General features: G+C 48.4%; 24 protein-coding genes and 1 riboswitch. Of the genes, 8 read left to right on the top strand and 16 right to left on the bottom strand.

Annotation, left to right across the window (positions count from 1 at the left end; all coding sequences use genetic code 11):
* Window positions 1-99 precede the first annotated feature (99 nt).
* Entirely contained in the window at window positions 100-1311 is a 1212-nt protein-coding gene (locus KD909_RS04845; RefSeq protein WP_012726820.1) for an NAD(P)/FAD-dependent oxidoreductase, read from the bottom strand.
* A 263-nt stretch (window positions 1312-1574) separates the two neighbouring features.
* Here KD909_RS04845 and KD909_RS04840 point away from each other — a divergent pair, with 263 nt between their 5' ends.
* Window positions 1575-2552 (top strand): NAD(P)/FAD-dependent oxidoreductase, encoded by a 978-nt coding sequence (locus tag KD909_RS04840; protein ID WP_012726821.1) that lies wholly within the window; start codon window positions 1575-1577, stop codon window positions 2550-2552.
* A 41-nt stretch (window positions 2553-2593) separates the two neighbouring features.
* Here the strand turns inward: KD909_RS04840 and KD909_RS04835 are convergent, their stop codons facing one another.
* Window positions 2594-3448, bottom strand: coding sequence for an NAD-dependent epimerase/dehydratase family protein (locus KD909_RS04835; protein ID WP_211782555.1), 855 nt, complete (start codon window positions 3446-3448; stop codon window positions 2594-2596).
* 127 nt (window positions 3449-3575) lie between these two features.
* Here KD909_RS04835 and KD909_RS04830 point away from each other — a divergent pair, with 127 nt between their 5' ends.
* On the top strand, window positions 3576-3815 hold the full coding sequence (locus KD909_RS04830) for a hypothetical protein (protein ID WP_211782554.1): 240 nt from the start codon (window positions 3576-3578) through the stop codon (window positions 3813-3815).
* A gap of 33 nt (window positions 3816-3848) precedes the next feature.
* Here the strand turns inward: KD909_RS04830 and KD909_RS04825 are convergent, their stop codons facing one another.
* Window positions 3849-4205 carry a HesB/IscA family protein gene (locus tag KD909_RS04825; RefSeq protein ID WP_074036395.1) on the bottom strand — a complete coding sequence of 119 codons (357 nt, stop codon included), beginning with the start codon at window positions 4203-4205 and terminating at the stop codon, window positions 3849-3851.
* Between the two features lie 97 nt (window positions 4206-4302).
* Window positions 4303-4445, top strand: a riboswitch (FMN riboswitch).
* A gap of 163 nt (window positions 4446-4608) precedes the next feature.
* Between KD909_RS04825 and KD909_RS04820 the strand changes: the two genes are divergently transcribed.
* Entirely contained in the window at window positions 4609-5196 is a 588-nt protein-coding gene (locus KD909_RS04820; protein ID WP_012726825.1) for an ECF transporter S component, read from the top strand.
* A gap of 70 nt (window positions 5197-5266) precedes the next feature.
* Window positions 5267-5827, top strand: coding sequence for a nucleotidyltransferase family protein (locus KD909_RS04815; RefSeq protein ID WP_211782553.1), 561 nt, complete (start codon window positions 5267-5269; stop codon window positions 5825-5827).
* Between the two features lie 50 nt (window positions 5828-5877).
* Here KD909_RS04815 and KD909_RS04810 read toward each other — a convergent pair whose 3' ends face one another.
* Window positions 5878-7089 (bottom strand): NupC/NupG family nucleoside CNT transporter, encoded by a 1212-nt coding sequence (locus KD909_RS04810; RefSeq protein WP_211782552.1) that lies wholly within the window; start codon window positions 7087-7089, stop codon window positions 5878-5880.
* A 203-nt stretch (window positions 7090-7292) separates the two neighbouring features.
* Window positions 7293-7529, bottom strand: a complete 237-nt coding sequence (locus KD909_RS04805; RefSeq protein ID WP_012726828.1) for a YuzB family protein — start codon at window positions 7527-7529, stop codon at window positions 7293-7295.
* A 98-nt stretch (window positions 7530-7627) separates the two neighbouring features.
* On the opposite strand from KD909_RS04805, the gene KD909_RS04800 reads away from it, so the two are divergent.
* Together KD909_RS04800 and KD909_RS04795 are read left to right on the top strand one after the other, a co-directional pair.
* Window positions 7628-8683, top strand: a complete 1056-nt coding sequence (locus KD909_RS04800; RefSeq protein ID WP_012726829.1) for an NAD(P)/FAD-dependent oxidoreductase — start codon at window positions 7628-7630, stop codon at window positions 8681-8683.
* 243 nt (window positions 8684-8926) lie between these two features.
* Window positions 8927-10357: a S8 family serine peptidase gene (locus KD909_RS04795; protein ID WP_211782551.1), complete on the top strand. Its 1431-nt coding sequence runs from the start codon at window positions 8927-8929 to the stop codon at window positions 10355-10357.
* A gap of 91 nt (window positions 10358-10448) precedes the next feature.
* Here the strand turns inward: KD909_RS04795 and KD909_RS04790 are convergent, their stop codons facing one another.
* Both KD909_RS04790 and KD909_RS04785 read right to left on the bottom strand, forming a co-directional pair.
* Window positions 10449-11735 carry a globin-coupled sensor protein gene (locus KD909_RS04790; protein ID WP_211782550.1) on the bottom strand — a complete coding sequence of 429 codons (1287 nt, stop codon included), beginning with the start codon at window positions 11733-11735 and terminating at the stop codon, window positions 10449-10451.
* 168 nt (window positions 11736-11903) lie between these two features.
* Window positions 11904-12209, bottom strand: a complete 306-nt coding sequence (locus tag KD909_RS04785) for a YuzD family protein (RefSeq protein ID WP_082131992.1) — start codon at window positions 12207-12209, stop codon at window positions 11904-11906.
* A gap of 129 nt (window positions 12210-12338) precedes the next feature.
* Here KD909_RS04785 and KD909_RS04780 point away from each other — a divergent pair, with 129 nt between their 5' ends.
* Window positions 12339-12566, top strand: coding sequence for a NifU family protein (locus KD909_RS04780; protein ID WP_012726833.1), 228 nt, complete (start codon window positions 12339-12341; stop codon window positions 12564-12566).
* A 19-nt stretch (window positions 12567-12585) separates the two neighbouring features.
* Here the strand turns inward: KD909_RS04780 and KD909_RS04775 are convergent, their stop codons facing one another.
* Together KD909_RS04775 and KD909_RS04770 are read right to left on the bottom strand one after the other, a co-directional pair.
* Window positions 12586-13365, bottom strand: a complete 780-nt coding sequence (locus tag KD909_RS04775) for a TIGR01457 family HAD-type hydrolase (RefSeq protein WP_047795129.1) — start codon at window positions 13363-13365, stop codon at window positions 12586-12588.
* Window positions 13366-13369: 4 nt separating this feature from the next.
* Window positions 13370-13813 carry a DUF86 domain-containing protein gene (locus KD909_RS04770; RefSeq protein ID WP_211782549.1) on the bottom strand — a complete coding sequence of 148 codons (444 nt, stop codon included), beginning with the start codon at window positions 13811-13813 and terminating at the stop codon, window positions 13370-13372.
* A 158-nt stretch (window positions 13814-13971) separates the two neighbouring features.
* Here KD909_RS04770 and glpX point away from each other — a divergent pair, with 158 nt between their 5' ends.
* Complete coding sequence (gene glpX / locus KD909_RS04765) at window positions 13972-14952, top strand: class II fructose-bisphosphatase (RefSeq protein ID WP_211782548.1); 981 nt, start codon at window positions 13972-13974, stop codon at window positions 14950-14952.
* Window positions 14953-14996: 44 nt separating this feature from the next.
* On the opposite strand, the gene KD909_RS04760 is transcribed toward glpX, so the two are convergent.
* The 7 genes from KD909_RS04760 to brnQ all read right to left on the bottom strand — a co-directional run bounded on the left by KD909_RS04760 (window position 14997) and on the right by brnQ (window position 21471).
* Complete coding sequence (locus KD909_RS04760; RefSeq protein ID WP_211782547.1) at window positions 14997-15668, bottom strand: DUF975 family protein; 672 nt, start codon at window positions 15666-15668, stop codon at window positions 14997-14999.
* Window positions 15669-15771: 103 nt separating this feature from the next.
* Window positions 15772-16077: a hypothetical protein gene (locus KD909_RS04755; RefSeq protein ID WP_012726838.1), complete on the bottom strand. Its 306-nt coding sequence runs from the start codon at window positions 16075-16077 to the stop codon at window positions 15772-15774.
* Window positions 16078-16235: 158 nt separating this feature from the next.
* On the bottom strand, window positions 16236-16604 hold the full coding sequence (locus KD909_RS04750) for a YutD family protein (RefSeq protein WP_047795125.1): 369 nt from the start codon (window positions 16602-16604) through the stop codon (window positions 16236-16238).
* 48 nt (window positions 16605-16652) lie between these two features.
* Window positions 16653-17993 (bottom strand): bifunctional metallophosphatase/5'-nucleotidase, encoded by a 1341-nt coding sequence (locus KD909_RS04745; protein WP_249199084.1) that lies wholly within the window; start codon window positions 17991-17993, stop codon window positions 16653-16655.
* Window positions 17994-18008: 15 nt separating this feature from the next.
* On the bottom strand, window positions 18009-18854 hold the full coding sequence (locus KD909_RS04740; protein WP_211782545.1) for a DUF72 domain-containing protein: 846 nt from the start codon (window positions 18852-18854) through the stop codon (window positions 18009-18011).
* 11 nt (window positions 18855-18865) lie between these two features.
* Window positions 18866-20047, bottom strand: a complete 1182-nt coding sequence (locus tag KD909_RS04735; RefSeq protein WP_211782544.1) for an MFS transporter — start codon at window positions 20045-20047, stop codon at window positions 18866-18868.
* Between the two features lie 104 nt (window positions 20048-20151).
* Window positions 20152-21471, bottom strand: a complete 1320-nt coding sequence (gene brnQ / locus KD909_RS04730) for a branched-chain amino acid transport system II carrier protein (RefSeq protein ID WP_211782543.1) — start codon at window positions 21469-21471, stop codon at window positions 20152-20154.
* Window positions 21472-21561 lie beyond the last annotated feature (90 nt).

Genomic DNA, 21561 nt, shown 5'->3' with positions numbered 1-21561 from the left:
ATACAAAATTTCGACCAACGAGGTCAAAGAACTTCCTATGACAATTTCGAAAGAAAAACAGCCCGTTCTGAGACAGAACGAGCCGTGCAATCATGAAAATTAGAACTTCCCTTTTTTAAGGACGAGTCCGTATTTTTTCAATTCGATGAAGTGTTTGTTGTCGATGACTTTTTTCATGAATGAAGCGTTGCGACCGAAGATCTTTTTGCCCATCACGATTCCGATTCCATCGTTATGTCCGAGTGAAGCAACTGTTCCTTTGCTCTCGTAAGTGAACTTCGAAGTCGATTTGCCATTGATGAGCGCCGCGATGTTCTTCGCAACGTTGTGCGCTTGTTGTGTCGCGATTTGTGCCGTCGGTGGGTATGGACGGTTCGATGCAGGGTCCATGACCGCTGAGCAGTCACCGATGATGAAGACGTTGTCGTGACCTGGTGCACGGTTGTCCGCTTCCACCATGACACGGTTACGGACCGCTTCAAATCCTGATTTTTCGATGATCGGGCTACCACTTACGCCACCTGTCCAGATGATCGTGTTGGCACGAATCGTTTCTGTCGTGTCACCTTGAAGTGGACCGAATGTCACCACACCTGGCTCGACACCTTTGATTCCGTTACCGAGTTTCATCTCGACACCGTTACGCTCCAACCATTTCTGTGCGTATGTCGTGAGTTCTGGGTCGAAACCAGGAAGAACTGTTGGTGCCGCTTCAATGTTGACGATGCGAACCGCTTCGCGTGGAACGTCATACTGTTTGCAAAGTTCAGGGATTCGGTTGACGATTTCACCGAGGAATTCGATTCCTGTGAATCCAGCACCACCGACAACGATCGTCACGAACGAGTTGTCTGAAGAACCGTTTGTTTTATATTGAGCGAATGAATATTCGATGTGCTCTTTGATTTTACGAACACTGTTCAACGAGCTGATTGTCATCGCATGTTCTTTCAAGCCTGGGATACCGAACGTTTCAGGTACACCGCCGAGACCGATGACGACATAGTCGTATTCGACGACAGAACCATCTTCGAGTGTAACTTGTTTCGCAGCAGTATCGACGCGATCGACGATCCCTTTGACAAGTTTCACACGTGACGGGTTCACAATATCGTTAATGTAGATGCGTGCTTGGTCTGGGTTCATCGTTCCAGCAGCTGGTTCGTGAAGCCATGTCGTTTGGTAGTGATAATCATGCTTGTTGATGAGCGTGATGTTCGCATCACCTGCAGCGAGTGTCTTTTGAAGGTTGACGGCTGTGATGAGTCCACCGAAGCCCGCACCAAGAATAACAATGTTAGGTCGTTTCATGTTCATTTCCACCTTGTTTAAAGTTTTGTTTTTTTGAACAACTATGTTGTGTGTTTCTTCACATAGACGTTCACAATAAAGCCTATTCTTGTTCAACATCTGTTCACAATTGCTTCTGTTTCATTGTACGCTCTTTAAATTGAATTCTCAATGGAAAAGCTTATCTTCTTGAATTTTTTTTGAAAGTATTGCATGTTTGTACTGAATGGATTTAATTCAATAAACTCTCTATAATAAATGTATACGCTTTGAGGAGGAATTCGATGAAGACGACGAAAGATGTAATCATCATCGGTGGCGGCCCGGTCGGACTGTTCACCGCATTTTATGCAGGCATGCGCCAACTCGATACGACGTTGATTGAAAGCTTACCGCAACTCGGTGGTCAGTTGTCAACGCTCTATCCTGAAAAATATATTTATGATATTGCCGGTTTCCCGAAAGTAAAAGCACAGGACTTGATTGATCAACTAAAAGCACAAGCTGACCAGTTCGAACAAGATTACCGTCTCGGTGAAACGGTGGAAACGGTGGAACGTCTCGAGGACGGCACGTTCGTATTGACAACAAATAAAGAAGAATATCATACGAAAGCCATCATCATCACGGCCGGAAACGGTGCCTTCTCGGCTCGTCCACTCGGGCTTGATGGCTGCGAAGATTACGCCAACCTTCATTACTTCGTCGACAACATGGAGAAATTCCGTGATCGCCGTGTCATGATTGCCGGCGGTGGCGATTCAGCCGTCGACTGGGCACTCATGCTCGAAGGAATCGCAAAAGAAGTCCACATCGTTCACCGTCGTGACCGCTTCCGTGCTCATGAACATACGGTCGAACAGATGAAGGCATCGACGATTAACGTCCTTACGCCTTACAACATCGAGTCACTGTCTGGGGAGACACACATCGAATCTGTCGAATTGACAGATAAGGATGGCGAATCAAAAATCGTTGAAATCGATGATTTGATTTGTAACTACGGATTCGTTTCATCGCTCGGTCCAATCAAGAACTGGGGAATGGAATTCGAGAAAAACACGATCCGTGTCGATTCACGTATGGAAACGACCGTTGCCGGCATCTTCGCTTGCGGTGATATCGCCACATACGAAGGGAAAGTAAAATTGATTGCGACCGGTTTCGGTGAAGCCCCAATCGCCATCAACCAAGTGAAACAGCTCGTGGATCCGACTGCTCGTCATCCGCAACACTCGACATCTGTATTTGCTGGGAAATAACCAAAAACGCTTCTGTGGACCACATCCACAGAAGCGTTTTTTTATCTTTTCATCGTTTGAACGATGACCCGGTCAATCCAGTCATCGAGTTGCGTAAACACAAACCCCGCCTTCTTCGCCTCAGCAATCGACATATAATAGTCGACATCCGAATCATACGGTGACGAGTCTCCATCTTTTATGATCTGGACGGGTTTTCCAACGTGTTGACCGATCCGCTCCATCAAGGCCCCCATCGAGATGAGGCCATCGCTCGCCGCATTGAACGGCCCAGTCACGTTGGCACGTCCGACCCATTCTAAGAAGGCGGCCGCTTCCGCGCTCGAGATGAAGCCCATATTCGCCTCTGGATGATGTAAGACAACCGGTTCCTCGTTCCGGATTGCATCTACATAAAACTTCAACCGGTCTGTATAGTCATCCGGACCTAACACGATCGGTAATCGTACGGTCGCAACTGGGAAAGAGGCGCGATGGAAGAAGAATGATTCCGCCTCGCGTTTCCCTTGTCCGTAGTCATGTTCGGATTCAAGATGATATTCGTAATGGAGCGGATTGAAGTCGCTCTCTTTTAAATCAGGACCAGGCGCGTAGACCGACATCGTCGACGTGAGCACATATTTCCCGACTTTGTCCATGAACGCATCCGAGGCGATTTTTGCCTGATACGGAGTAAAACAAATGTTGTCATAGACGAGGTCGTACCGTTCGCGGGCCAAGTCTTTCATCGTCGCGACCGATTGCCGGTCTCCTTTGACAGACCGAATCCCTTCAGCTTCCGGAACCTGTAGTTGCCCTCTCGTCACAATCGTCACATCATCCCCTGCTTCAGCAAGTCGCAATGCGAGCCGTTTTCCGAAATAGCGTGACCCTCCGAATATCAATACTTTTCTCATGACCCTGAATCCTCCCATTTGTAATGACGTCCCTACTCATTTTCCCTTCAAAGAAACAGACTAATCTACCACTTTCACTCGTATTCTTGCTATTCTAATAAGTAAAGACTTGTTAGGGGGCTCGAATATGCACCAAATCATGTTAGAAAAAGGATGGACGTATGAACTACCATCACAGTATGCGATCTATCAGAGCTTATCTGATTTCAGTCGTTACTCTGTCCTCGATCAAGAGGAAGAGAGTGTCTGCTCATTCCGCATCACGAATGACACGTGTACAATCACAGGCTTTCGGCCTTGGCAACATCACATCGAACTCGACGTAACTGCAAAAGTCATTCGGTTGATTTTGACAGAAGAAGAATAAGAACCGATCGCACTCGCGATCGGTTCTTATTCTTTAGCATTCTCCTGGCGTACCTGCATTCGTCGCTGTCCGGAAACTCGAACCGCAACCGCATGTTGCAATCGCATTTGGGTTTTTAATTGTGAAACCGCCACCGAGCATCGACTGCTTATAATCAATCTCGAGGCCATCAACGACCCCGTGATCCACTTCCGCAACGATGACGCGGACACCATGATGGTCGAATTGAATGTCTTTGTCCGTCTTTTCCTCGTCGAAGCCCATCCCGTATGAAAGTCCTGTACATCCGCCACCTTGAACTTTCACTCGCAAGTATTGCGCATCCGGTCGTTCCGTCTGTTTCATCATCTCTAGCACTTGAAGTGCGGCTGACTCTGTTAAATGAATCATCTGAACTCCTCCTCATATATCTTCAATTCAAGTCAATTGACTTGTCATCTTGTGGATTATCTTGTATAACTAAACTGTAACAAAAAAAATTAAATCGTTCCATCTTCGGGGCAGGGTGAAATTCCCGACCGGCGGTATTGAAGAATATATTCTTCTCAGCCCGTGAGCGAGCAAGGCGTTGCTTGCTGATTTCGTGAGATTCGAAAGCCGACAGTATAGTCTGGATGGGAGAAGATGGCGGCATCCGACCGATATCCGGATGTTTTCTTTGACGTGGACTTTTCCACCTCGGAAAACATCTCTTTCGTATGCGCGTAAACTCTCCCGATTGTCTTCATTGCAATCGGGTTTTTATATGCGACGGATGCCATTCATCGAGGAGCGACCTAAAGGAGAGATTCTGATGAAAACTACGCGCAATAAACGACTGACAACAATGGTGACTTTGGCGATGCTCGGGACAATCTCGTTCGTACTCATGCTATTCAACTTTCCGCTCCCATTTTTACCGCCATTCCTTAAAGTGGACTTTAGTGACATTCCTGCACTCATTGCCGGAATCGTCTTTTCCCCACTCGCAGGAGTCGTGGTTGTCGGTTTGAAAAACGTCTTGTACTACGTCTTTAACGGTGGCGGCGTTCCAGTCGGGGAAGTCGCAAACTTCTTCGCAGGTGTCGCATTCATGTACCCAGTTGCCTGGTTCTACCATAAGCGCAAGTCAAACAAAGCACTCGCTTCTGGATTACTTGCCGGTACAATCACAATGGCTCTTAGCCTTGCCATCTTAAACTATCTCGTCATCTTGCCAGCTTACGCCTTCTTCTTCGGCATGGCAGACATGGCAGACCCAGCTGTAAAAACGGACCTTGTCCTTTACGGAATCTTACCGTTCAACTTGATTAAAGCGATTTTGATCAGCGCGCTCTTCGTCCCACTCTTCTTGAAATTGAAGCCGTGGATCGAACGTCAGCGCGTACAACTTCAAGCATAATCGATATACGAGCATCTAGGCGTTGCCTAGGTGCTTTTTTTCAACCATATTGTAAGGAGGGTCATTCATTATGACAGACGAACAAGATTTGGTTCATTTTCTAAAACAAGACGCCGAGCTCATAAAGCTTCTCCACGCCGTTGCCAGCCTCGATTTACCGGATTGTTGGATTTGTGCGGGATATATCCGGGCAAAAGTGTGGGATCATCTTCACGGATACAAAACATCGACTAAAACGGATGATGTGGATGTGATCTATTTCGATCCGAATCAACTAGATGAAGCAGTTGAGGAAGAACTCGAACAGCGATTATTCCGTCTCATCCCCGATGTGCCTTGGTCTGTCAAAAACCAAGCGAGGATGCATCATGTGAACCAGTTGCCTCCATATACATCATCGGTCGATGCGTTGGCGCACTTCCCTGAGACCGTCACCGCAATCGGGGTGAGACTCGACTCAAATGAGGAGCTCATTCTGGCCGCACCATATGGGATTCAAGATCTTCTCACGCTACAAGTTAGACCCACACCGTACTTTGAAACAAGCACCTCAACACATCCGATCTACTTGAAGCGAATGGCTCAAAAAACCTGGCCAGTCGAGTGGCCAAACGTCAAATTGTATACATAATACCCACACAAAAACGCGACCACCGAAGTGATCGCGTTTTCTTATACCGATTAAAGAAGAAGTCCAGCCAATGTAGCTGACATCAAGTTCGCAAGCGTACCTGCAAGAATCGCGAGGACACCCATGCGTGCGATGTCACCACGACGGTTTGGTGCCATCCCACCAAGACCACCGAGAAGGATCGCGAGTGACGAGATGTTTGCGAAACCACAAAGTGCGAATGCGATCATCGCTTCTGTACGGGCTGACAAATCACCAGTACCGATGATTGGAGCAAACTCAGAGAAGGCAACGAATTCGTTCAAGACTAGTTTTTGACCAAGGAAGCTACCGAATTGTACAGCATCCGCCCATGGTACACCGATCACGAATGCAAGTGGTGCGAAGACGTAACCGAGAATCAATTGGAGTGACAAGCTATCAAATCCGAAAAGTCCGCCGACCGAACCGAGGATCAAGTTGACGAGCGCAATCAATGAAACGAACGCGAGAAGCATCGCACCAACGTTCAAGGCAAGGAAGAGACCGTCAGAGGCACCACGTGCCGCTGCATCGACAAAGTTCGCCGCTCTGTCTTCTTCATCCTCTACAATCTCGATGTCGTCATCGTACTCTTCTGTTTCCGGCACGATGATTTTCGCGAACAAGAGACCAGCTGGCGCTGCCATGAAGCTCGCTGCGAGCAAGTATTCTAGTGGTACACCAAGTGCCGCGTAACCTGCAAGTACAGATCCAGCAACTGATGCGAGTCCACCGACCATGACTGCGAAGAGCTCAGACTGTGTCATTGTTGGAAGATACGGCTTGATGACAAGCGGCGCTTCCGTTTGACCGACGAAGATGTTTGCTGTTGCTGAAAGTGACTCTTTACGTGACGTTCCAAGTGCTTTCGCGAGTGCCGTACCGAGGATACGGATGACCCACTGCATGACGCCGAGGTAGTAAAGCAATGCGATTAACGATGACATGAAGATGATAATCGGAAGAACTTGGAATGCGAAGACGAAGTTGTCGCCACCGACCGCTGTTCCGAATACGAAGGCAATCCCGTCACCTGCTGTGCTTAAGACAGCTTGAACTCCGTTTGAGATCCATTCAAGTGCCTTACGTCCCCATGCCGTATATAAGACGAGGAATGCAAATGCGAATTGAACAGCGAACGCTGCCAAGACCGTGCGCCATTTGATGGCTTTACGGTTGGTAGAGAAGATGTAAGCGATTGCAATTAGTGCCAAAATACCAACCACACTCATGATTTTCATTGATGTTGTGCTCCTTTCATATTAAACAAACCAATTATATGTGTCATACCCGAAAAGAGATGTGCCCTACCGTTTGAAACGCTTTCTTTTTTATTGTTGTTAAACGTCAGACAACCTACATTCGAACCTCTTAGAATATAACATCCCTCTTTTTAAAATGCAACGGGTGAAATAAAAAAGTTTGAGGTCATCCCTCAAACTTTTTACCATGCCATCTCTTCGATTTTTTCATACACCTTCGTCACGAGCTCTTCTGGTGTTTCACCCGTCACGACTTCCCCGTCAACGAGGCAAAAGAGATCGAGGGAACAGACACCGCAGTAGCCTGTACAGCCGTATTCGACCACATCAAGGTCCGGATCAGATTCCAATTTAGCCCGGGCAATTTGTGAGCCCATCGCCAAATTCGAAGCACAAAATTCGATGATCGGATTCATCATATATGTCACCGTCTTTCTTTACGTGAATTATCGGAAAATGGTTCTTCTACGGCAGATTATAACATGATACAGTTGAAGAGTAACAAAGGGGGATTATTATGCGCAAATTAGTCGTCTTAGGAGGCGGTTACGGGGGAATGCGTGTGATTGAAAGAGTGCTTGGACATCAGTTACAAGACATCTCGGTCACGCTCGTCGATCGCTTGCCTTATCATGGATTGAAAACAGAGTATTACGCACTGGCCGCAGGAACTGTCTCGGACCGCGATATTCGAATCGACTTTCCGGATGAAATCGATTACATATACGGACAAGTCACGGACATCGACACCGAAGACAAAATGGTCCTGCTCGCGAGTGGAGAAAAAGTGCCCTACGACGACCTCGTCATCGGATTAGGGTGCGAAGACAAGTACCACAATGTCCAAGGGGCCGCCGAGTTCACGTACAGTATTCAAACACTTGAAGAGTCACGTAAGACACAGCAAGCGATCAATGGTCTACGACCAGGGTCGGTCGTTTCTGTCGTCGGTGCCGGGCTGTCCGGTGTCGAACTCGCCAGCGAACTTCGTGAGAGCCGACCTGATTTGACGGTCCGTTTATTCGACCGCGGACCATCCGTCCTGTCTTTCTTATCTAATCGTGTTTCGATGTACGTACAATCTTGGTTCGAGGAGCACGGCGTCGAAGTCATTAACAATGCCAACATCACACGTGTCGATGCTGACGGACTATGGAACCACGAAGACTTGTTCCCTTCTGATCTGACCGTATGGACGGCCGGGATTCAACCGGTCGCCGTTGTACGGAATCAAGGTTGGGAGCTCGATGGAGGCGGACGTGTCAAATTGACGGAACATCACTTCGTTCCTGGACTGCCGGACGTGTTCGTCGTTGGTGACAATGCGAGCTTACCGTACGCACCATCCGGACAACTCGCCGAAGCCCAAGCCGAACAGATCGTCCAAGTCTTGCTTTGCAAATGGAAAGGCGTCAATTACCCAGAATTACCCGACATCAAACTGAAAGGGACGCTTGGTTCCCTCGGGAAGAAGGCAGGCTTTGGGGTGTTTATGGGGAAACAATCACTCACTGGGAAAGTAGCCCGACTATTAAAGTCCGGTATCCTTTGGAAACATAAAGTCATTAAATGAGTATATTGCGAACGAGCCTCCATGGCTGGTTCGCTTTTTTTGATTTGTTCATCTATTATTTTCATTCATTTCTCTTTCAATTGAGTCAAAAGTCTTGTATCTGAATCCCCTATATCCTTATCTAAATATTCAGATATTTAATGCCATTGGCGTATTCTACACGTTGGCAAAACTTGTTACTCTATGGTCACGGCAGTTGGACATCCCGTCATCTTGCCTACATACCTTAAAGGAGGAAACAAGTTGAAAAAAATCTGTAGCTCCGTCCTCGCCTCATTGCTCGTCTTGTCAACCGTACCTGGGGGCGCGGATGCCGCCCCACATAAAGAGAAAGAACGCGTCATCGTCGTCTTCAAGGAATCGGCAAAGAAAATCCCCCTTTCCATCGATGGCATGGAAGTTCGCCAACAGTACGCGAACATTCCAGCCGCTGCACTCGAAGTACCAAAGGCCGCATTGAACGGCTTAAAAAACAATCCACACGTCGCACATGTGGAAGTGGATCAAACGGTACAGATTGAGAATCAAACACAAGACTGGGGAATCCCCAAACTAAAAGCTCCTTCATCTTGGCAAAGTGGATTCACTGGGAAAGGTGTCAAAGTATCCGTCGTTGACACAGGAATCTCAGCCCATCCTGATTTAACAATCGCTGGCGGTGCCTCATTCAGCACGGTCACGAGTTCATATGCCGATGACAACGGTCACGGTACACATGTTGCTGGGATCATCGGCGCACGAAACAACAGCATCGGAACAGTCGGGATTGCACACGAAGCAAGCATTTACGCCGTCAAAGCACTTGAGGCGAACGGAAGTGGTAGCTTATCGAGCATCATCGCCGGGATTGACTGGTCGATCACAAATGATATGGATATCATCAACTTGAGCCTCGGGACGACGAGTCCATCGACGACGCTCCAACAAGTCGTCGATCGTGCCAACAACGCGGGCATCCTTGTCGTCGCGGCAGCGGGTAACAACGGTCGTACCGATGGGTCGGGTGACCTCGTCAACTATCCGGCTCGTTACAGTTCGGCAATCGCTGTCGCCGCAACCGATATCAACAACAACCGCGCCTCGTTCTCGGCGACAGGAAGTACTGTCGAAGTGGCAGCACCTGGTGTCGGCATCAACTCGACCCTCTCAAATGGCGGCTACGGTCAAATGAGCGGAACATCGATGGCGACACCTTATGTGGCGGGTAACCTCGCGCTCATGAAGCAAGCCTTCCCTACGCTATCGAGCACACAACTCCGTACAAAATTGTCACAAGACTCCATCGACCTCGGTGTAGCGGGTCGTGACACATGGTTCGGGAACGGACTTGTCCAAGCCCCTACTGCTGGTGGTACGACACAACCGGTACAAGCACTCACGACGACAGTCTCGACATCGAAGTCATCGTACTACGCTGGTGAAGTCGTCTCGATTTCTTCGACAGTACGTACTTCGAATGGTCAAGCGGTCGCAAACGCCGATGTTCGTGTGACGATCACACAACCGAACGGTACGACGCTTGTCGGTACAGGAAAGACGAATTCATCAGGAGCCATCACATTCACACTCTCGACGAATTCTTGGTCACAACGCGGTACGTATCAAGTGAAGTCTGATGCGACGCTTACTGGCTACACGGCTGGTTCATCGACGTCATCGTTCCAGCTCCTCTAAACGAAAAAGTCGAGCGCATCGCTCGACCTTGTCGATCGACGAATCAAGTCGTGTCATGCGACCTGGTTCGTCTTTTTTGTCATTTGCCCACTTATAATCGTTGCGCGGTATCCATCAGCTGTGTCGAAGACGTCGCAATCTGGGTCGTGGCACGCTTGAGTTCGGCAATGGATTCCACGATCTCATCGATATCACCGGCGAGGCTCCCCATCTGTCCGTCAGCATGCTCCGAGTCACCAGAGATCTGGAGGAAGGCATCCGTCACTTGATTGATCCGTCCCATTGTCTGCTTCATCTCTTGCTCGGTCGATAGGACGCGGCTCGATGTCTCTTCCATCTGATTCGTGAGCCGCTTCACCAAATCCTCCACCTCTTCCGCCGCTTGTTTCGATTGACTCGCGAGCGTTCGTACTTCTGATGCGACGACTTGGAACTCTTTCCCTTGTTCGCCTGCCCGTGCTGCTTCGATGGCCGCATTCAAACTCAGCAAGTTCGTCTGGTTGGCAATTTGCTTCACCGAATCCGCAATCGTCATGATCTCATTCATCAATCTTTCGAGTGCCTTGATTTCTTGGGCCGAGTCGGAAAGGTCACGCGCGATTTCGTCAAGTCGTCCCGTCTCTGATAAAATCGTATCTTTCCCGCTCACCGAAGAGTGAAGTACCGTCCGAAGCTTCGTCTGCGTCAGTGAACTTGAATGCTTCATATCATCTGCCCGTTCATTCATCGACTGAAAACTGGCCATGACCTCTTGGGAGAGGGCTGCCAAATCTTCACTCGCCTGTTGAATCGTCTGACTGATTTCATCTTTCACGTGCTGCATCTGGTCACGGACGACGTCCGCTTCATCATCAAACATCTCGAGGACGATTTGTTGCTCGAAGTTAAAGATTTTTGAGACGGCCATCATAAGTTTCATTTTCGAGTCCGCATCGAGCTGCTCATGTTGAATCGATAAAACGAGCGTCTCAAATATTTTTTGAAAGGCAGCCATATACCACTTCCCTTTCAGACCGATCAGGTAATGACGTTTAGCGATGGCAAGTCGTCGGTCGATATATGCTTCATTCAACTTCCCTTCAAACATTTCCATAATATGATTGGAGAGGGTCAATTTTAATTTGTCCGAAGACGAATGTTGCCGAATCAAGTCCTTCATCTCGTCAATCTTTTCGAGCTCTTCATAAAACACATCAACTAACTGAGGTGTCAGTTGACGTAATTCCTGTTGATAAGCACGCAAATAGGCAAGATCTTCCCGTTCGAGACGAATCAACTGACGTTGTCGTTCCAACTCACTTGGTAAATCAATTAACAAGTGCTCCATTTGGGACGAGGTGTCTAAATGGATCGGCATATTTCGTTTTCGGGCAAACATCAAATAGTCCTCCTTTAATAAACAGGTTTATTAATTTTCAAAATATTATAAAATTTATACAAGTTATGTTCAGTTTAGCCCGGTAGACAAAAGTTGTAAAATCTTTTTCTGAATTATAGGTAAACAAAAAAACGAACCTTGCAACCGCATGGTTCGTCCACCTGCTCACTATTCTATATGATTAACGGATCCTTGTTTCGCTTCAATCGCCGCATATACTTTTCGTAACTGAACGACCCCTTCGTCAATCACTTCCCCATCGAGCAAGACGAGCGGATAAAACCATTCATCGTCTTTAAGTGCCTGCGCAAACTCGTCCTCACTCTGTTCGAAATCGATATACTCGAAAGAAAAGGACTGTTCCGGATACTTGCGTCCGAGCGCACTTTGCAACCACTCATACGTCTCAGTCGAACTCGGTGCCCCGACGCAGCTGGCACATTGAACTTCTGCCCCATACACTGTAATTTTCATCTTTATTCCCCCTCGAAACCATTATACAAAAATCTTACCCACTCCCGATGACGAAACGCTCAGCGTAAATGATTGAGAAACACTCTCAAACTTGCTAGAATAAAGTAGAACGAGAAAGGGGTAGATACCATGGAAATGTTTGATCAAGTCCAAGAAGTGCTCGATAAATTGCGTCCGTTCTTGCTTCGTGACGGCGGAGACGTCGAACTCGTTGATGTCGAAGAAGGCATCGTCAAGCTCCGTTTGATGGGTGCTTGCGGCAGCTGCCCATCTTCAACAATCACGCTAAAAGCCGGTATTGAGCGCGCGCTCATCGAAGAAGTACCAGGCATCGTCGAAGTAGAACAAGTATTCTAAGCAAAAAGGGAGACATTCGTCATCCCTTTTTTTCATGCTTCCATTCATCTAAACTCTCGACCATATAAGTCGGGAGTTTTTCTTGTTCCTGAACAAAGGCTGGACCGTGTACACCTGAGTTGACGTGAAGTGTACGGATGCCCCCGTTGATTCCGAACAGAATATCCGTATGATAGTTATCCCCTACCATCACGACATCTTCTTTCGTCAATCCAATCATGTCAAGTGCGATGTCGATCATGACCGGTTCCGGCTTCCCAATGAAGAACGGTTCTTTCTCGGTCGTCACCGTTAACACGGATGTGAGCGATCCATTCCCTGGTAAGAACCCACGTTCTGTCGGAATGGCGATATCCCCATTCGTCGAAATGAATCGGGCTCCTGAACGAATGGCGATTGCCCCTCGCGCCAACTTCTCATACGTGATGTGACGGTCGAGACCGATGACCACATAGTCTGCTTTCGGTTCGTCCGTGACGTGGAACCCACGAGATTCTAGGGCGAGACGGAGTCCGTCTTCGCCAATCATATAAACGCTTGCCCCCGGAGACATCTTCTCAATATAAAAAGCCGTCGCCATGGCACTCGTCAAGACGTTTTCTGCCTTCACATTTGCCCCCATTGAAATCAACTTATCTGCAATTTGCTGTTGTGTCATCGAGGCGTTATTCGTGACGAATAAGTATGGCACGCCCGTCGCTTCTAACTCGTTGACGAATTCAACTGCCGCTTGAACGGGCTCTGTTCCGGCATACATCGTACCATCCAAATCAAATAAATATCCTTTTATCGGTTCCATCCAATCACTCGCTTTCTGGTAAGAATGCGGACACCGGTCCAAGTTCGACCTCTAAGTAGCGACGAACTTGTGTCGAGAACGCTGTGAAGTCTTGTTTTGACGTCTTCACCCATTCATCAAAGCGTGACGCGTCTGCATCGACGAACTCACGGACATAGTAAGCACGCAATCCGACGAGCGCCTTGGCGGCATTCCCCGTCTTCTCATCGAGCACGCGTTCATCGAGTAGAATGTCGACAATATCTTCATAGCTACCTGGGTCTCGCATGATGAATCCGTCAATCATCGAGTTCCCTACGTCGATGACCCCTTCCATCAAGAGGACAGCCATTCGTTGTTTCGCAAGTTCTACTGTGAACGCATCCCCGCTCAATTGATCGGTGTGCGCTAACATCGTTTCCATTTGTTCCAGTGTCTGATTAATCTTCTCTCTATTCACAAAATACATGATGATCCCCCCTGCTGTTAATACTAATGCTTTTTCGGTCAGGAGAAAAGAATCTGTCCTATTTACATCATTTATAAAATTGTGATACACTAATCAACGGATTTAAGCCGTAAAAAGTATAACACATTTAATAGAGATAACGTGGAGGGTACAACACTATGGAACGTGAATTAGCATTAGAAATCGTACGAGCAACGGAAGCCGCAGCACTCGCATCTTCGAAATGGATCGGACGTGGGCAAAAGAATGAAGCCGATGACGCAGCGACATCAGCGATGCGCGAAGTTCTCGGAACAGTGAACATGGATGCGACGGTCGTCATCGGAGAAGGTGAGCTCGATGAGGCACCGATGCTCTACATCGGGGAAAAACTCGGTACGACGTTCGGCCCAAAAGTCGACATCGCCGTTGACCCGCTTGAAGGTACATCCATTGTCGCAAAAGGACTCGGAGATGCGATGGTCGTCATCGCCGTTGCGGATGAAGGTGCCCTCCTCCACGCACCAGACATGTACATGGACAAGCTCGTCGTTGGGCCGAACTTAAAAGGAAAAGTCTCGCTCGATGAACCACTCGAGTCGATCATCGAAAAAGCGGCAAAATATAACAATAAACGCATTGAAGAAGTGACGGTGATCATGCAAGACCGCGATCGCCACGAACACCTTCGCCAAGCCGTCATGAACGTCGGCGCACGCGTCAAACTGTTTGAGGATGGCGATGTCTCGGCCGGAATCGCAGCTGCCGTCAAAACAAATCCGATTGATATTTTCATCAGTACAGGCGGTGCTCCTGAAGGCGTCATCACGGCTGCAGCTGTCAAGGCGCTTGGCGGAGACATGCAGGCCCGTCTTCACCCGATGAATGAAGAAGAATCTGCACGCGTCATCTCGATGGGCATTGAAGATCCGCTCCAACTCCTCACGCTCGACGACCTCGTCAAGAGTGATGACTGTATCTTCGCCGCGACGGGTGTCACGTCAGGTGAGTTGCTCGATGGCGTCAAGTTCTTGACGGATGATATCGTCGAGACGACGTCACTCGTCATGCGCTCGAAGACACGCACGATTCGTAAAGTCGTGGCCGAACATCACTTGTCGTTGAAGCCGTACTTACAAAAAACTGAAGTCAACTCCTAATCAAAAACGCCTTGCTCAATCACTTGAGCGAGGCGTTTGTTTCTTTAAAATCCTTGTTCTGTTCCGTGCACTGGCTCATTCGAATCAACTTGATTGTCTCGAATCGAGTCGTAGAACGTCGCGTACGTCGTCGAGAAGTAAGGTCCGATGAAGAAGAACCCGATCCCGAGCGTTAAAATCCCGACGAGGAACCAACCGAAGAAGGACAAGAAGAGCATGAACGCTTCCATCTTGTGCCCATCCATGAGACGACGTGATTCTGTGATCGACTCGAGTGCCGAAAGTTCAGGCTGGTCGCGCAAAATGTACGGTGTGAGTGAGTACGAGAAGGCTTTGATGATTCCCGGTACAATCAACAACAAGGTCCACAACACGATAAAGAGGCTCATGACAAAAGACGTGATGACATGTTTGAAGTAACGTGTTTGGAACGGTTTGAACATTGTCGAGAGCGATGCACCCTTTTCACGTGATACACCGAGTGCGAGCCATGACCAACCGATGGTGAGTGGTGCAATCAAGATTTGAAGAACGGTCGACACGAAACTTAATGTGGCGTCTGTTGATGTAAGGGGCGCTGTCGAATTCGGATCAATCTCAGGTGCAAACGATTGGGGAATCCCGTTGATGATGACGAACAAGAGTGCCAATCCGGCCATCAGCCACCATTTTCCTTTCAAGGCGTGTCGTGCATGTTGTTTCCATTCAGATCTCATAGTAACCCATCCTTTTTCATAGTCTTTCTATCAGTGTACGTGAAAAGATGACCATAAGTTTCAAAAAAACATGAAAAAAGGGAAAGGAATTTCTCCTTCCCGCTTAGCGAATCATCACATTGCCTAAAAAGAACTGAGACATGGATAAAATCAATAACAGCACCCCGAGCGATAACACAAGATGAGATGTGACTTTGAAGACGCGGCTTCGCAAGAACGAATGGCTATATTCAAAGCGACGGATGATCAACACATGAACGAGTTCAAATAGAATGACTGCCGCCGTAAAATAAAAGGTCATCATAATATGGAAGCCAAAAAAGAACATGGCTAATATCCCGAGTCCGAAATTATGAATTCGATTATGGACGTCATCCCGATCCCCGACGGTCGTTTGTACATGTTGCATCCAAATCACCTCACTGATTAAAACCAAAAACGACGAAACGATCCTTAATGACAATTTATCACATTTTTCCAACCTCAAAACCGGAAGTCACGACTTTTTACCTAAATGAAATATTTGGAAATCAAATGTAATAAAAAAAGTGCTGACGGCTCAGCACTTCACACATTTGATTCATCGGTCTTGTTGAACTTCCGTTTCAACTTCAGTTTTTGTTTCGTCCCCCCAAAGACGGGACCACTCTCTTCTTCGTTGATTTCCGTTTCCTTCTTTAAAACGAAATAAGGACATCCAAAGTTGCAATATTCGTATACGTAGTCCATCACATGATCAATTCGGTTCTCATAGGTCGCCAATTTGGATTGCGGTTCATAGAATCCCTTCAATCGCAATTGACCATGCCCCCAATCACCGACGATGTAATCGTACTTATCTAGCACGTCACTATAGCGTGCGATAAACGCCTCTTCATCGAAACCGTCCCGCTTTTCTTCCAAGACGGTATATCCGTGGCGATTCACTCGAATCATCGTTCCCACCTCCACTCTGTTATCATAGCATGCCCCCGTCGATGCGCTCTATCCTTTTCGAATCACTTCATGACGGGCGACGATTGTTTCTCGTAATACATCCCGCAGAAGTTCGGGCATGAAATATCGCTTCGGTTGGTCTGCCAAATAAGGAAGGAGCGGACCGAACGTCAACATATCGACCGTCGCGACGCGATATGTCCGATTTAAATCCAATCGTTCCCCCATTACATATGTCTGACCGTCCCGCTGTTCGATTTGATAGAGACTCGGTTCTCCGAGAACGGTACCTCTGAAGCCGAGACCTCTGACATGCATAGTCGTGAACGTTTCTTCATTGGAATCGTGAAGGAAACGCGCCAACGTCTCCCCGTCCAATGTCAGCACACAAGGATTGATTGGATGCGGACAGATCCGATGCAACATGTTGAGCGTCACCCCACCCGGTGCAAGTCCTTCTAGCACAACGCCAGATGGGATGATCCCCACATCCGCCGCACACCATTCGACCATGCCTTCAACGAGCAGGTCACCCAGTGGAGAAGGACCGAACCAATCAGAGGCGTATCCATCCGTCTCCGCAATCGTGACATCCAGAAGGCGTTCAGCATCTGCCCCTTCTGTATGCAACAAGGCCAATGTGTCCGGACTATCCGATTGCTGAGACAGTTCATGAAGGCGCGCTTCTTTCGATACGACTCCTGACTCGCCAAGCGTCAGTGTGACTTCTCCGACGTACTTCCCATACTTTCCAGCTTGTGCAATCAACACACCGTTCGTCATCACACCTTCATCTAAGACGTGATGTGTATGCGCACCGAGAATGACGTCGATTTCAGGAAACCTTTCAGCTAATCGCTCATCTCCAAAGAACCCAAGGTGGCTGAGCGCGATGATGACATCACAATGCGCCAACTGTTTCAACGCTCGCTCCGCCGCCTCGTAAGGCGATTCAATCTGCCAGCCAAGCTCTGGGTATAACTCTTCATATGGAGCGGTCACACCAAACAGGCCGATGTGGAACCCATCTTGCTCGAGAACGAGCGTCTCATCGACCCAATTCGGTCGTGACCCGTCTGCTTCATATACATTCCCAAGTAAGATAGGGAATGTCGCTTCGTCATACAGTTCGGCCAGCCAATCATGAGGAAAGGTAATCCCTTCGTTGTTCCCGATGGTGACGGCTGTCGGACGAAGTCGCTCGAGCAAACGAACATTCAACTTCCCACGTGTCACTTCCGTCGCTGGATGGGTACGGTCGGCATGATCCCCTAAATCAAAGTACAGCGTGTCGTCCGTCCGATGTTCTTCTAGAAATGAAACAAGTTTCGGCCATTGGTCAAACTTTGAATGAAGATCGTTGTAATGAAAAATAGTCAGTGTCGTCATGACCATCCCTTCCTTCTAAAACAAACTGATTTGTCTCGGTGCGAGTTCATACTCGAGACCAAGGATCTCAATGAGTCGTTTCGCATTCGGTGCCGCATCCCCGGCCGAGTTGTTGTTAAAGTATACATACACGTCCTTCGCTTCGCGGTCAATCTCACGAAGTGAGGTCGCCAATTCTTGAAGCTCCTCTTCGCTATAGCGATACAGACAGCGAACATGCCGCCATTCTTGACTCGTCATTCCCGGTTTCTTTAGCCAACCTGATGTATTCCGCCCGTGTAAACGAACGACCGCCACGTCTGGATGGGTCACGACCGGTACGAACGGGATGCTACTCTCTTTCGTTTGCGGTTCATCGCAAATCGTGTTGATGAACCGTTGCTCCGTCAAAAATTGAAGCGTCCGGTCCCGGAACGCTTCTGAGAACCAGGTCGGATTGCGGAACTCGATGGCAATCTCGTAATCTGACAGCTCGGCACGAAGCGTTCGCAAGTAATCCAGGTGTGGCTTTGACACATCGAACCACGGCGGTAGTTGAACGAGCACAGCCCGTAATTTCCCCGCTCGTTTTAACGGGTCGACCGAGATGCGATAACGCTCAAACAGTTCAATCAAAGGCGTTTTCGGCTCACGATCATGTCCGCTCATTTCCCTGGAAACTTTTACAACGAATTGAAAATGATCTGGTGTTTCCCCATCCCATTTTTCGAAATTTTTCACAGGTTGAATCGCATAGAAGGTCGAGTCGACTTCAACAGTCGGGAAATGTCCCGCATATGTCGACAATTTATGTTTTCGTTCTTCTGGGGTCGTATACAGCAAATCGTGATCTCCCCATCCGGTCACACCTACGTAGATCATAGCGTCCTCCTTTACGATTCTGAAATGGCGGCCGCTTTCCGTTTCGACCAGTTCCATGTGCCCATATATGTGACGAGCAACAGGACGAGTCCCATGATGAACGGATAGCGCATATCGATATCAAAGGCGATTCCCGCCAATGTTGGTCCTAAAATGTTCCCGATACTCATATATGCGTTGTTCATCCCCATGGCGAGACCTTGTTCATTGCCAGCCAGTTTCGACACGAGTGTGTTCAACACCGGTCGTAAAATGGATGTCGATAAGAAAATCACAAGTGTCACTGCGAAGAAGAGTATATACGTGCCCGCGAACAAAGATAACAAGAAGCCAAATGAGGCGAGTGCGATGAAAGCGAGCACGACCTTGGTCTCTCCCAACCATTCGACGAGACGGTCCACCGCAAACAATTGAACGATGACACTTACAATCCCTGTTCCGGTTACCATGATGGCAATTTCCTGTGGTGTCGCACTGAACATCTCGCTGACATAGAGTCCGAGTACCGATTCATACGCCATCAGACCAAACGCCATCACGAGGTTGATGACCAATACGAAGAAGTATGGTTTTCGCGTCGACATGACCAGCTGTGTCGGTAAAGATTCTTTTATTTTTGGTGCCACGTACGGAGCACGGTCCGGCTCCTTAAGAAGGAGTACAGACGAAATGACAGCGACGAATGATACAATCGCTGAAACGAGCAACGGTGTCTTCAAGCCGAATTCAGCAAAAAAGCCCCCAATCCCTGGTCCGACCACAATTCCAAGCGACATTGCCGCGGAAATATAACTGTTCCCTCGAGCTCGTTGCTCGAGTGTCGTGATATCTGCCACATAAGCGAAGATGGCAGGAATCAAAAGCGCTGCACCAACACCCCCGATGGCACGAGAGACGAGAAGAATCGTTAAATTATCTGATAGATAGAAGACTCCCATCGAGATGGTGAATCCGATCAGACCGAGAATGATCATGAGTCGGCGGCCGTGGACGTCCGCCCATTTCCCGGCAATCGGTGACATGACGAGCTGGGCACCCGCAAATACGGAAATCATGAGTCCGGCGGCTGTCCCTCCCTCGCCAATCATCTTTAAGTAATCCGGAATAATCGGGATGATGATCCCAAATCCGGCGACGGCGATAAACATGTTCAACATGAGAATCGCCAATTGATTTTTTTGTTTTGTCGTCAACGCATGTCACTCCCTTTTCATCTTTCCATTTTACTGTTTGAGTTCACATCCAGGCAAACAATAAGACAGAAAAAACCCATCCTTGACCAAAGGATGGGCGAGACTTATGAGATGCGTGATTGAGCGAGTGATTCTTGTGACGTTCCTTTCGGAAGAAGAAGCGTGATCGCATAGACGATCATCGTCGGAACTGCCCAGGCAAGTCCGATATCCGCCATTGGTAAGTTTCCAATCCAAGAAGTAACCGCAGAAGGCTGGATGCCATTCCACGTTTCAAAGAACGAGAGAACGAGCGCCGTATAAATCGTCGCTTTCATCGCCACACCAGGGTTTCGTTGAAGACGTTCCGTCACCGATACGAGCACGAGTGCGATCATGACCGGATAGAGGAGCGTAAGAAGCGGCACGGCGATTTGAATCAACGAGCTCAAACCGACGAGTGAGATCATGAACCCAAACAATGTTGTCGCGATGACGACATGATGATATTTGAGAGAATCAAACTGGTTGCTGATGAAGCGTGAGAACTCTGAGATGAGTCCAACTGCTGTCGTCAAACAAGCGAGGAAGACCGCTAATCCGAGTGCGAGCATTCCGACTTGTCCGTAAGACGTACCTGCGAACGCTTGGAGAAGGCTTGCGCCACTCGTCGTTCCTTCTGCGACTGTCATATTCGCACCGATTGAAGCGAGCGAGATATAGACGAGCATCAAACAGGTAACGGCCACCATGCCTGCAGAGCGAAGAAGCGCAGATGCCTCTTTTTGGTCACTCAACCCATTGGCTTTCAACGTGACGAGGACGATTGCCCCAAAGACGAGGGCCCCGAATACATCCATTGTCAAATAGCCTTGTTGGAAACCTTGGCCGAGTGCGCCCACCCATGTTTCAAACCCTTCTGCTGGCGCTCCCGGCTCTCCGAGAGGCGAGATGAGGTTTGTGATTCCGATCGCTGCGAGTAAGAACAAGAGGATTGGTGTGATGATGCGTCCGATGACTTCAATCAACTTTTGAGCACGGAGCGTCAAGAAGAACGTCAACCCGAAAAAGACGGTCGAACTCATCGCGAGTGTCAAAGTAGAAGGCGCATCGAGAAACGGGACGAGTCCCATTTCATACGTGACGGCAGCCGTACGCGGGATTCCGAAGAATGGTCCGATGGCTACATACATCAATCCTGTCAAGACGAGTGCGAGACGCTTTGGAATATAACGAGCAATTTGGTCCGTCCCGCCGCCTACCCGAGCGACTGCGAACAAAGCAAGAAGCGGTAAACCGACACCCGTAATGACGAACCCGATCATCGCCGGTACGAGATTTTCCCCCGCCAAGGCGCCGAGCTCTGGTGGGAACAGCAAGTTCCCGGCCCCAAAGAATAAAGCAAAAATCGTAAACGCTAACGGGAACAATGTCGATTTTTTCATACAACTACCTCCATACACTTGATATTCCGAACGACTTAACAAAAAAATAATAACTAAATTTTCTGACAATATATCGCTTGGTCTATTCCA

This window comes from Exiguobacterium sp. PFWT01 (genome assembly GCF_018255795.1).
Lineage (GTDB): Bacteria > Bacillota > Bacilli > Exiguobacteriales > Exiguobacteriaceae > Exiguobacterium.
This window is presented reverse-complemented; position numbering and strand designations above follow the sequence as displayed.

Excerpts from the sequence above, each read along its gene's own strand:
- KD909_RS04810 (WP_211782552.1), bottom strand. The coding sequence starts at position 7,089 with ATGAAAATCATGAGTGTGGTTGGTATTTTGGCACTAATTGCAATCGCT.
- KD909_RS04775 (WP_047795129.1), bottom strand. The coding sequence starts at position 13,365 with ATGGAACCGATAAAAGGATATTTATTTGATTTGGATGGTACGATGTAT.
- glpX (WP_211782548.1), top strand. The coding sequence starts at position 13,972 with ATGGAACGTGAATTAGCATTAGAAATCGTACGAGCAACGGAAGCCGCA.
- KD909_RS04800 (WP_012726829.1), top strand. The coding sequence starts at position 7,628 with ATGCGCAAATTAGTCGTCTTAGGAGGCGGTTACGGGGGAATGCGTGTG.
- KD909_RS04760 (WP_211782547.1), bottom strand. The coding sequence starts at position 15,668 with ATGAGATCTGAATGGAAACAACATGCACGACACGCCTTGAAAGGAAAA.
- KD909_RS04825 (WP_074036395.1), bottom strand. The coding sequence starts at position 4,205 with ATGATTCATTTAACAGAGTCAGCCGCACTTCAAGTGCTAGAGATGATG.
- brnQ (WP_211782543.1), bottom strand. The coding sequence starts at position 21,471 with ATGAAAAAATCGACATTGTTCCCGTTAGCGTTTACGATTTTTGCTTTA.
- KD909_RS04840 (WP_012726821.1), top strand. The coding sequence starts at position 1,575 with ATGAAGACGACGAAAGATGTAATCATCATCGGTGGCGGCCCGGTCGGA.
- KD909_RS04755 (WP_012726838.1), bottom strand. The coding sequence starts at position 16,077 with ATGCAACATGTACAAACGACCGTCGGGGATCGGGATGACGTCCATAAT.
- KD909_RS04805 (WP_012726828.1), bottom strand. The coding sequence starts at position 7,529 with ATGATGAATCCGATCATCGAATTTTGTGCTTCGAATTTGGCGATGGGC.
- KD909_RS04750 (WP_047795125.1), bottom strand. The coding sequence starts at position 16,604 with ATGATTCGAGTGAATCGCCACGGATATACCGTCTTGGAAGAAAAGCGG.
- KD909_RS04785 (WP_082131992.1), bottom strand. The coding sequence starts at position 12,209 with ATGAAAATTACAGTGTATGGGGCAGAAGTTCAATGTGCCAGCTGCGTC.
- KD909_RS04835 (WP_211782555.1), bottom strand. The coding sequence starts at position 3,448 with ATGAGAAAAGTATTGATATTCGGAGGGTCACGCTATTTCGGAAAACGG.
- KD909_RS04740 (WP_211782545.1), bottom strand. The coding sequence starts at position 18,854 with ATGATCTACGTAGGTGTGACCGGATGGGGAGATCACGATTTGCTGTAT.
- KD909_RS04845 (WP_012726820.1), bottom strand. The coding sequence starts at position 1,311 with ATGAAACGACCTAACATTGTTATTCTTGGTGCGGGCTTCGGTGGACTC.
- KD909_RS04780 (WP_012726833.1), top strand. The coding sequence starts at position 12,339 with ATGGAAATGTTTGATCAAGTCCAAGAAGTGCTCGATAAATTGCGTCCG.
- KD909_RS04815 (WP_211782553.1), top strand. The coding sequence starts at position 5,267 with ATGACAGACGAACAAGATTTGGTTCATTTTCTAAAACAAGACGCCGAG.
- KD909_RS04770 (WP_211782549.1), bottom strand. The coding sequence starts at position 13,813 with ATGTATTTTGTGAATAGAGAGAAGATTAATCAGACACTGGAACAAATG.
- KD909_RS04790 (WP_211782550.1), bottom strand. The coding sequence starts at position 11,735 with ATGTTTGCCCGAAAACGAAATATGCCGATCCATTTAGACACCTCGTCC.
- KD909_RS04820 (WP_012726825.1), top strand. The coding sequence starts at position 4,609 with ATGAAAACTACGCGCAATAAACGACTGACAACAATGGTGACTTTGGCG.
- KD909_RS04745 (WP_249199084.1), bottom strand. The coding sequence starts at position 17,993 with ATGACGACACTGACTATTTTTCATTACAACGATCTTCATTCAAAGTTT.
- KD909_RS04830 (WP_211782554.1), top strand. The coding sequence starts at position 3,576 with ATGCACCAAATCATGTTAGAAAAAGGATGGACGTATGAACTACCATCA.